This window comes from Micromonospora lupini str. Lupac 08 (assembly GCF_000297395.2).
Lineage (GTDB): Bacteria > Actinomycetota > Actinomycetes > Mycobacteriales > Micromonosporaceae > Micromonospora > Micromonospora lupini.
Window position 1 is genome coordinate 3,441,501 of record NZ_HF570108.1, and the last position, 9,103, is coordinate 3,450,603.

10 protein-coding genes are annotated in these 9,103 nt (G+C 72.8%); 4 read left to right on the top strand and 6 right to left on the bottom strand.

Annotation, left to right across the window (positions count from 1 at the left end):
* Window positions 1-44: 44 nt before the first annotated feature.
* From MILUP08_RS16860 to MILUP08_RS16870, 3 genes are all read right to left on the bottom strand, one after another.
* Window positions 45-290, bottom strand: a complete 246-nt coding sequence (locus MILUP08_RS16860) for a hypothetical protein (RefSeq protein ID WP_007459767.1) — start codon at window positions 288-290, stop codon at window positions 45-47.
* Between the two features lie 140 nt (window positions 291-430).
* Entirely contained in the window at window positions 431-1,402 is a 972-nt protein-coding gene (locus MILUP08_RS16865) for a LysR family transcriptional regulator (RefSeq protein WP_007459769.1), read from the bottom strand.
* Window positions 1,403-1,490: 88 nt separating this feature from the next.
* On the bottom strand, window positions 1,491-2,099 hold the full coding sequence (locus tag MILUP08_RS16870; protein WP_007459773.1) for a hemerythrin domain-containing protein: 609 nt from the start codon (window positions 2,097-2,099) through the stop codon (window positions 1,491-1,493).
* Window positions 2,100-2,273: 174 nt separating this feature from the next.
* Between MILUP08_RS16870 and MILUP08_RS16875 the strand changes: the two genes are divergently transcribed.
* Window positions 2,274-3,602 carry a M20/M25/M40 family metallo-hydrolase gene (locus MILUP08_RS16875; protein WP_007459774.1) on the top strand — a complete coding sequence of 443 codons (1,329 nt, stop codon included), beginning with the start codon at window positions 2,274-2,276 and terminating at the stop codon, window positions 3,600-3,602.
* A gap of 30 nt (window positions 3,603-3,632) precedes the next feature.
* On the top strand, window positions 3,633-4,292 hold the full coding sequence (locus tag MILUP08_RS16880; RefSeq protein ID WP_007459776.1) for a hypothetical protein: 660 nt from the start codon (window positions 3,633-3,635) through the stop codon (window positions 4,290-4,292).
* Between the two features lie 89 nt (window positions 4,293-4,381).
* Here MILUP08_RS16880 and MILUP08_RS16885 read toward each other — a convergent pair whose 3' ends face one another.
* Both MILUP08_RS16885 and MILUP08_RS16890 read right to left on the bottom strand, forming a co-directional pair.
* Window positions 4,382-4,573: a DUF5703 family protein gene (locus MILUP08_RS16885; RefSeq protein ID WP_039906151.1), complete on the bottom strand. Its 192-nt coding sequence runs from the start codon at window positions 4,571-4,573 to the stop codon at window positions 4,382-4,384.
* A gap of 248 nt (window positions 4,574-4,821) precedes the next feature.
* Window positions 4,822-5,793 carry an aldo/keto reductase gene (locus MILUP08_RS16890; protein WP_007459780.1) on the bottom strand — a complete coding sequence of 324 codons (972 nt, stop codon included), beginning with the start codon at window positions 5,791-5,793 and terminating at the stop codon, window positions 4,822-4,824.
* Window positions 5,794-5,980: 187 nt separating this feature from the next.
* Between MILUP08_RS16890 and MILUP08_RS16895 the strand changes: the two genes are divergently transcribed.
* The gene (locus MILUP08_RS16895) at window positions 5,981-7,033 is read left to right on the top strand and encodes an LLM class F420-dependent oxidoreductase (protein WP_007459782.1); all 1,053 of its coding nucleotides are present in this window, start codon (window positions 5,981-5,983) and stop codon (window positions 7,031-7,033) included.
* Window positions 7,030-7,866, top strand: a complete 837-nt coding sequence (locus tag MILUP08_RS16900; RefSeq protein ID WP_007459784.1) for an undecaprenyl-diphosphate phosphatase — start codon at window positions 7,030-7,032, stop codon at window positions 7,864-7,866. Before MILUP08_RS16895 ends, MILUP08_RS16900 begins: the two co-directional genes overlap by 4 nt.
* 65 nt (window positions 7,867-7,931) lie before the next feature.
* Here MILUP08_RS16900 and MILUP08_RS16905 read toward each other — a convergent pair whose 3' ends face one another.
* Window positions 7,932-8,492 carry a hypothetical protein gene (locus MILUP08_RS16905; RefSeq protein ID WP_007459785.1) on the bottom strand — a complete coding sequence of 187 codons (561 nt, stop codon included), beginning with the start codon at window positions 8,490-8,492 and terminating at the stop codon, window positions 7,932-7,934.
* Between the last annotated feature and the right edge of the window lie 611 nt (window positions 8,493-9,103).

Genomic DNA, 9,103 nt, shown 5'->3' on the forward strand with positions numbered 1-9,103 from the left:
CGCGACGGTGCCGCCCCGGTTCGGGGCGGCACCGTCGCCTGCCGCTACTGGCCCTGGTCGGGTTCCAGGCTGCCGATGGTCAGCCCCGCCGCGTCGGCGGCGGCGTCGCGCTCGCCCCGGGTCTGGTCCTCCCGGGTGAGCAGGTTGGCGTACTCGGTGACGTCGGCCGGGTCGGGCACCTCCGGCAGCCGGCGCAGGAACGCCTCCACCTGGCGGGTGGCGGCGGTGTGCGCGGCGGCGGCCTGGCGGAGCAGCTCCCGGTCGTCGGAGGGCGGGTAGAGATCGGTCATGTCCGCCAGATACCCCGACAGCGGCCGTTCGCACCGCCATCGACCTGCCAGTAGCCCCCGTCCCGGTCGCGGCCCGCCCGTGGAGCGCCACAGCGACACGCGAGTCCCGCGACGGACGTCCCCGCGCCGCTCGCGGGGGGTCAGACCCCGCTGGGCTGCCGGACCCCGAAGCCCGGATTGCGCACCAGCCAGTCCAGGTAGGTGGGGTGCGGCGCCAGCGAGTCGGTGTACGCCGCCTTCGCCGTCGCCAGCAGCAGCTCCGCGTCCCCGGCGGCGGGCGAGTCCGGGTGCCAGCCCAACAGCAGCCGCCAGCGCAGCGGGACACCGGCCAGCCGCCGGGTGACCAGACCGGTGACCGGGCGGAACGTCGCTTGGCAGAGAGCCACCGCCACACCCGCCTCCACCAGGTCGACGCAGCCGCGGATGTCGGTCTCGTACACCTTGCGGGGTGTGAAGCCGGCGCGGGCGCACGCGGCGGCGAAACAGTCGCCGAAGCAGCCGTCGCCCGGCGCGGCCACCCACTGCTCGTGACCCAGGTCCGCCAGGCGCACCTCGGCCCGCTCCGCGAGCGGGTGCGTCTCCGGCAGCAGCACCAGCACCGGGTCGATGGCCACCTCCCGCCAGCTCAACCCGAACGCGGCCGACGGGGTGGCGTCGCCGCACACGCCGGTGAGGGCGAAGTCCAACCGCCCGCCGGCCACCAGCTGCGCCAGCTCGTCCACCGACCACGAGGCGTACGTGGTGATCTGGGCCGGTGGCTGCTCGGCGGCCAGCCGGTGCACCAACCGGCCCAGGATCGGGCTGTTCACCCCGCCGAGGCGGTAGCAGCGGGGCGCCGCGCCCGCCCCGGCGAGCCGTGCCGCCTCGTCCTGCAGGCCCTTCATCGCCGGCAGCAGCACCCGGGCCCGGGCGAGCACCAGCTCACCGAGCGCCGTGGGTCGAGCGCCGCGCCGATCCCTGTCGAACAGCGGCCCGCCCAGCGTCCGCTCGATCCGCTGGAGCTGGGCGGTGAGCGCCGGCTGGGCGAGCCCGAGCGCCGACGCCGCCTTGGTCACACTCCCTGTCTCCGCGATCGCGCAGACCACCCGCAGGTGCCGCAGCTCCAGGTTCATACGGTGACGGTAGGACCACGCCGCAGCCTGCGGAAGGGGCCGAGCGGATCGGTGACATTGAATGCATTGTGGGGTGCGGCCCGCGTTCTCAGTCGCGCGGCGGCTCCGGCAGGTCCGCCAGGTACGTCGGCCGCCGCGTCACCGCGTCGCGGACCTTGTCCACCACACCCACCGCCGGCTCGACGATCCGGTTCCACGGCGGCGTGGCCGGGGTGCCCGGGTGCGGCCGGGTCGGCGCGGCCTCCTCGGCGATCTCCAACCGGTTGCCCAGCCGGATCAGCTCCTCGGAGCTGGCCACCGCGCGCAACTCGGCCACGAGCGCGCCCACCCCGTCGACGTGGCGGCGGACCCGCTCCGCGACCTCGGTGAGGGTCTCGTCGGACAGACCCTTCAGGGCGGCCAGCAGCGCCGCGTCGGCGTCGATCTCGGCATCCACCCGGCCGGACTCCGCCGGCAGCGCGGCCCGCACCGCCGGCAGCAGGTACTGCTCCTCAGCCGAGATGTGCCGGGACAGCGCGGCGGTGAGCACCGCCAGCCCCTCCTGCGGCGTGGTGTCCGGGCCGTTCAGCTGCTCCACGAGAGCCAGCAACTGCCGGTGCTCGCGGTCGACGATGTCGGCGACGCTGCGGCCACCGGGCCGGTAACCCGCCTCGGGTGCGGGGGCGGGCGGCAACGGGGGCAGGGGGACGGCGGACATGGTGCCCTCCTCGACTGGCGGGCGGAAGCGCCGGCAGGGGGATGTGCGGTCGTGGGCGGCGGTACCCGAACGCGGACGCCGCGAAACCGACGCGGGGATCCGCCGACCTGTTTGCCGGCCCCGTCACGTCGGTGCGCCGGCCCGCCGGTCATCCCGGGCTGGTATGAAGGGGCGATGACGAGCGACGCCGCCTCCGCCCGACCGGACCCCACCGCGGAGGTCGTGGACCTCTGCCGCGACCTGCTGCGCATCGACACCACCAACACGGGGGACAACGACACGAGCGTCGGCGAGCGCCGCGCCGCCGAGTACGTGGCGGAGAAACTCGCCGAGGTGGGCGTCGAATCGGTCCTGCACGAGTCCGCGCCCGGCCGGGCCAACGTGGTGGCCCGCATCCCCGGGGCCGACCCGAGCCGGGGCGCGCTGCTGGTGCACGGCCACCTGGACGTGGTGCCCGCCGACGCCGACGAGTGGTCCGTGCACCCGTTCTCCGGCGAGGAGCGCGACGGCTACCTGTGGGGCCGCGGCGCCATCGACATGAAGGACTTCGACGCGATGGTGCTCGCCGTGGTGCGGCACTGGCAGCGCACCGGCGTTCGGCCCCCGCGCGACATCGTGCTCGCGTACACCGCCGACGAGGAGGCGGGCAGCGACTACGGCGCGCGCTTCCTGGTGGAGAACCACCGCGACCTCTTCGACGGCTGCACCGAGGCGATCGGCGAGGTCGGCGGCTTCTCCTACTCGGTGAACGACAGCCAGCGGCTCTACCTCATCGAGACCGCCGAGAAGGGCATCGACTGGCTGCGCCTGCACGCCAAGGGTCGCCCCGGGCACGGGTCGATGGTGCACGACGACAACGCGGTCACCGCCCTCGCCGAGGCCGTGGCCCGCATCGGCCGGCACCGTTTCCCGGTGGTGGTCACCGACACCGTACGGGCGTTCCTCGAGGAGGTCTCCGACCTGCTCGGCATCGAGCTGGACCCGAACGACCCGGAGACGGCCATCGCCAAGCTCGGCCCGATCGCCAACATCATCGGGGCGACCATCCGCAACACCGCCAACCCGACCCGGCTGGCCGCCGGCTACAAGGACAACGTCATCCCCGGCCGCGCCACCGCCACCATCGACTGCCGCAGCCTGCCCGGCCAGTCCGAGCTGCTGGAACGGCAGCTGCGCGAGCTGGTCGGCCCGGACATCGCCATCGAGTACGTCCAGCGGCAGCCGGCGCTGGAGACCACCTTCGACGGCGACCTGGTCGAGGCCATGTCGGCGGCGCTGCGCGCCGAGGACCCGGGCGCCCGGCCGGTGCCGTACATGCTCTCCGGCGGCACCGACGCCAAGGCGTTCTCCCAGCTCGGCATCCGCTGCTTCGGGTTCGCGCCGCTGCGGCTGCCCGCCGACCTCAACTTCTCCGCGTTGTTCCACGGCATCGACGAGCGCGTTCCGGTCGACGGACTACAGTTCGGCGTGCGGGTTCTCGACCGGTTCCTCCGCACCTGCTAGCCGTTTTCCATCGTGAAGGGACTGCCCCACATGACCGACCAGCACGGTGAGCTGGACGCCGCTCTCGAGCGGGTGATCGAAGCGGCCCGCCACCACCTGACCGCCGTTCGCGCCGCGCAGGGCCGCGTCGACGACGACGACGTCTGGCAGGCGTACGTGGCGTTGAACAACGCGTCCTTCGCCTACGACGAGCAACTGCTCGACGCCTTCGGCGAGGTGACCCCCTGGGACGTCGACTCGATCGACCCGGACGAGGCCGACGAGCGCTTCGGCGGCGAGGGCGCCGAGGCCAGCGACCCTCACCCGCGGGTGATCTCGGTGCGGCAACGCCGCGACTACCGGGTGCCGAGCATCTCCGCGCTGCTGCGGGCGGCCGAGGCGGCCCGGCGCGAGGGCACCCCGGAGGACGACGAGCCGGCGCCGGTGGAGGGCGTCGGCGAGGCGGTGCTGGAGCTGCTGCAGAGCGGCGACGGCTCGCTCGGCGCGCTGGACGTCCCCGAGCTGGAGCCCCTGGACGGGGTGGTCATGGTCAGCGAGGTGGGCACACCCGTGGACCTGGAGTCGTTCGACGACGACGACGCCGTCGGCCCGTTCCAGCCGGCGGGCGACGACCGGCTCGTCGGTCGACTCGACGAGCACCCGTTCCTGGAGCTCGACGACGACCACGACCACGCCGGACACCAGCACTAGAACCGACGTCCCAGGCGCCACGCGAGGCCGGGGCCCGAACCGTTCGCGGTTCGGGCCCCGGGCGTGTCACCGCCCGTTCCGGCCCGGCGTCAGTACGACAGGCCCGGCTGCGGCTGGTTGACCCGTCGACGGCGCAGCATGACCTGCCGTGTGCCGTCACGGAACAGCCGCACCCGGGCCAACTCCCATCCGGAGAACTCCGCCTGGATCGCCAACTGCGCCGCGGCGGTCAACCGGTCGACGTTCGGCGGCAGCCGCAGCGGCGCGTACTCGTAGTCCATGCCCTCCATGCTGCCCAGCCCAGCGGCCGTTCGCCACCCCCTCCGGGGTGACCAACGCCGCTGCCGCGCGTGGTTTCTGCCGTCCCGGGCGCTGCCGCGAGGTCTTCGCCGCGCGCAGGCCGCCCGCGATCCGGTCGGCGCCGATCCGGTCGGCGCCGATCCGGTCGGCGCCGATCCGGTCGGCGCTGATCCGGTCGGCGCCGATCCGGGAAGCGCCCCGGTCGGCGCCGATCCGGTGGACGCGCCGGTCAGCCGTCGCGCTCGGGGTAGCCGATGGGCACCGACGAGACGTCGTCCAGCGCGGTGGTGATCTCCTCGGGCAGGGTGATCCGCTCCACCTGCAGCGCGCCGAGCAGCTGCCCGACCGTCCGGGCGCCGAGGATCGGCGCGGTCACCCCCGGCCGGTCCCGGATCCACGCGAGCGCCACCTCCAGCGGCGACACCCCCAGGCCGCCGGCCGCGGTCGCCACCGCCTCCACGATGCTGGAGCAGCGTGGCTCCAGGTACGTGGAGACGAACCGCTCGAAGTGCGGCGAGGCGGCCCGCGAGTCCGCCGGGCGGCCGTGCCGGTACTTGCCGGTGAGCACGCCCCGACCCAGCGGCGACCAGGGCAGCACGCCGAGGCCCAGCGCTTCGCACGCCGGCAGCACCTCCCGCTCCACGCCCCGCTCCAGCAGCGAGTACTCCACCTGGGCGGCGACCACCGGCGCCCGGCCCGGCCAGGCCGTCTGCCAGGATGCGGCCCGCGCGGTCTGCCAGCCGGAGAAGTTCGACACTCCCACGTAGCGGACCTTCCCGCTGGCCACGGCGTGGTCCAGCGCCGCGAGGGTCTCCTCGAGGGGGGTGTCCGGGTCGTACCCGTGCACCTGGAACAGGTCGACGTGGTCGGTGCCGAGCCGGCGCAGCGACGCCTCCAGGGTGCGCAGCAAATGGCCCCGGGAGCCGTCGCGACGCCGGCCGCTGCCCGGGCGCAGCCCCGCCTTCGTGGCGATCAACAGCTCGTCGCGCGGTACGAGGCTGCCCAGCAGCGACCCGATCACCGACTCGGCGTCGCCGTCGCCGTACACGTCGGCGGTGTCGATCAGGTTGCCGCCCGCGTCCAGGTAACTCTTCAGCTGGGCGGCCGCATCGTCGGCGTCGGTGTCCCGGCCCCAGGTCATGGTGCCGAGCGCGAGCCGCGAAACCGCCAGCCCGCTTCGGCCGAGCGGTCGCTGTTGCATGGGTGAACCTTATTTCGAACCCGCCGCCACGGATATCCTCGCTCCCGTCATCTCTGCCGGTTCTGCCGGTTCCGCCTCCCTGGGGCACCGCGACGGACGGGGGATCATTGGCGGTGAGCCGGTGATCGGGTCCGTTTTCGGCATTGCGTAACCTGGTGCGACCTGTGCCACGGATGGGGGAGGACCAGTGCGACTCGGGCTCAACCTTGGATACCAGACGGCGTGGAGCACACCTGCCGACCACCTGGCGTTGGCCCAGGAGGCGGATCGTCTCGGCTACTCGGTGGTGTGGGCGGCGGAGGCGTACGGCTCCGACTCGCCGAGCACGCTCGCCTGGATCGCCGGACAGACGCAACGGATCGACGTGGGCTCGGCGGTGATGCAGATCCCCGCCCGTACGCCGGCGGCCACCGCGATGACCGCCGCCACCATCGACGCGCTCTCCGGCGGCCGGTTCCGGCTGGGCCTCGGCGTCTCCGGCCCGCAGGTCTCCGAGGGCTGGCACGGTGTGCGGTTCGCCAAGCCCCTCGGCCGGACCCGCGAGTTCGTCGACATCGTCAAGCTGGCCGTCGCCCGCAAGGAGGTGGCGTACGACGGCGAGCACTACACGCTGCCGCTGCCCGACGGCCCCGGCAAGGCGCTGCGGTTGAGCTTCCACCCACCCCGCGAGCACATACCGATCTACCTGGCTGCGGTCGGCCCGAAGAACCTGGAGCTGGCCGGCGAGATCGCCGACGGCTGGCTCGCCGTGTTCTACGCCCCGGAGTTCGCCGACGAGCACCTCGCCGCCGTGACCGCCGGGCGGGCCAAGGCCGGCAAGGAACTGGCCGGCTTCGACGTGGTGCCCTCCGTGCCTGTCGTCATCGGCGACGACGTGGCGTCCTGCGCCGAGCTGGTGCGCTGGTACGCCGCGCTCTACGTCGGCGGCATGGGCAGCCGGACGCAGAACTTCTACAACCAGCTCGCCACCCGGATGGGGTACGGCGACGCCGCGCGCGAGGTGCAGGACCTCTACCTGGCCAAGCGGCAGCGCGACGCGGCCGCCGCGGTGCCGATGGAGTTCATCGACCGCACCTCACTGCTCGGACCGAAGGAGCGCATCGCCGAACGGATGCGGGAGTACGCCGCCTCCGGCGTCACCACGCTGTCGGTGACCCTGTTCGTGGCCGACCGGGACAGCGGCGTGCAGACCCTGCGTACCGTCGCCGAGGCGCTCGACCTCTCCGGAGTCGGCGAGTGACCTGGATCGAAGCCATCGTCCTGGGCATCGTCCAGGGGCTGACCGAGTTCCTACCGGTCAGCTCGTCGGGGCATCTGCGGATCACCTCGGCGATCTTCTTCGAACGCGACGCCGGCGCGTCGTTCACCGCCGTCACCCAGCTCGGCACCGAGGCAGCCGTGCTGATCTACTTCGCGAAGGACATCTGGCGGATCACCCGTACCTGGCTGGTGGGGTTGCGCGACCGTTCGGTGCGCTCCAGCCTCGACTACCGGATGGGCTGGTACGTGATCGTCGGCTCGATCCCGATCGGGCTGTTCGGGTTCCTCTTCAAGGACCAGATCAAGACCGCCGGGCGCAACCTGTGGGTCGTGGCGACGACCCTGATCGTGTTCGCGTTCGTGTTGGCGTTCGCCGAGTACTGGGGCCGGCAGACGCGCACGCTGGAGAACTTCCGGATGAAGGACGGCATCGTGATGGGCTTCGCCCAGGCCATGGCGCTGGTCCCCGGGGTGTCCCGCTCCGGCGGCACGCTCACCGCCGGCCTGCTGCTCAACCTGACCCGGGAGGCGGCGGCGCGCTACTCCTTCCTGCTGGCCATCCCGGCGGTGGTGATGTCCGGGGTGTTCAGCCTCGGCGACGTCTTCGAACCGTCCGCGCCGGGCACGTCCGTGCCCACCGTGGCCCAGACGATCGTGGCCACCGCCATCGCCTTCGGCATCGGGTACGCGGCCATCGCCTGGCTGCTGCGCTACGTCGCCCACCACACCCTGTACGTCTTCGTGCTGTACCGGGTCGCGCTGGGCACCCTGGTCCTGGCCCTCCTGCTGACCGGCACGATCACCGCCACCTGACCACCCGGGACACGCCGATGGCCGGCACCCCATGTTCGGGGTGCCGGCCATCGTTGCGGTGTGGGTCAGCTGTTCCAGTGCTGGCCGACCAGGTCGGTGGCCTGCTGCTCCCACTGGGCGTACGCGTCGGGGTACGCCGAGACCTGCACGGTCTGCGCGGCCTCGGTCAGGGGCATGTCCTGCCAGCCGTCGACCTGCTTGAGGCCCTTGAGGAACGCGGTGGTGGAGTACTCGGGGTTGGTGATCTGCTCCGGCGTGCCCCAACCCGAGGTCGGGCGCTGCTGGAACAGGCCCAGCGAGTCGTGGTCGTTGGCGTCGCCGAGGTGGCCCAGGTTCTCCAGCTTCGACTCCTGCAGGCTGGTGGCGATGGAGATGACGGCGGCGCGTTCGGGCAGGCCGGCCTTCTTCGTGGCGGCGATGATCGCCTTGACGTTGGCGGTCTGCTCGTCGTTGAGGGTGATGTGCGACTGGTCGCCCTGCGGCTTCGGCGCCGCGGCCTGCACGGCTACCGCGACGGGCTTGGCGTCAACGGGGTTGGCGTGGGCGGCGATCGGGCCGGCGAAGACACCACCGGCGAACGCGAGACCAGCAACGGACAGCATGCTCTTACGGAAGATCGTGTTCATGGGGGTAGCTCCTTCGGGGGTAGGAACACCCACGCCACCGATGGGGGTCGGTACGGCGGGGTGTGAGCACCTCGTCCGGCGCTGCACAAAGCGGGGGGAAAGTCTGGGGGCGGCCTGCGAGCGGAGGGCTCGCGGCGCCGTGGAGGCCTGCGAGCGAAGGCTCGCGGGGGTGGCGGCCTGCGAGCGGGGGGCTCGTGGCGCCGGGACCGTGTGTAACGACCGCCGGGGCGGGGTCATTCCCGGGGCCCGGCCCCTGACCGGAGGGCACCGGATCGGGCCGGTCGGTCGGGCCAGCGGTCGTTCGGGGAGTCTGCAACGACCCGGCCCGGCCGGCCATTCCCACCCCCGACGGCGGGGGCGGGTGGCCGTGGTCCTGCGATCGTCAGGGTATGTAACGACCCCCGGCCCGCCACGATTCCGGCCCACGGATGCACCCGGTCACACCCGGGCGACCCTAAGAAACGGACATCCCGCCCAGCCAGGCGCGAACCGGCGGATCCCGCAGAAACGTCCCGGGTGATCGACTCCAGAGCGGCGATATCGCGGTATCCAGCCGGCGTGACACCCCCACATCGCCGACACCGTGTCGATCACGCTCACTCCCGGCAGTC